The sequence below is a fragment of the Vibrio sp. 378 genome, from assembly GCF_033339435.1.
On record NZ_JAWOUO010000891.1, the window covers coordinates 1 to 579 of the forward strand.

Below are 579 nucleotides of genomic sequence, written 5' to 3' on the forward strand. Positions count from 1 at the left end.
CCAACGCCTCTCGGAGCTTAGCTATCGTATGTTGACTGTAGACTTTAATTCCATTGCGCTCTAACAATGCAGTAGCTACCCCTGAGCCATCGATTTTGATCCCGTTGAATGTACCGTCATAAATTTTTGAACTGCCACAGGAAGGGCTGCCTTCCGCGAGTATCGCGTACTTTATTTGCTGTTTTTTGCAAAGATCCAAAGCGTTCTCTGCCCCACTTACAAATTGTTCAGTAACATCAATACCATCATTTCCAACAACGTTTGCCAAACCATCAAGCACATCAACACCTTTACCAGTAATGATTTCGGCAGGTGCTCTAGGAATAGGTAAACCTGCTGAGACTTCGGGGCAAAAGGTCACTAGTTCTGCGTTTGACTTGAGCCATAGCAACTCAGGCTCTTTGACTGATAAACAGCTCGCATTGTATCTAACGTTGTTTCCAACCAGACATGAACTAACGAGAACTTTTACCACTGGAACTCCTTTATATACGAGAAATAGCTAACGCCCTGTTAAGGTGTGAGCAACGCAATACCGAAGCCGCCGCATACCACCTTAACCACTAAACCTAACGCATA

General features: G+C 44.6%; 1 protein-coding gene. It reads right to left on the reverse strand.

Annotated features, from left to right (window positions below; all coding sequences use genetic code 11):
- The coding region (locus R7Q48_RS29435) for a DUF523 domain-containing protein (RefSeq protein WP_318133900.1) at positions 1 to 475 on the reverse strand (475 nt) is incomplete at its 3' end.
- Positions 476 to 579: the final 104 nt, after the last annotated feature.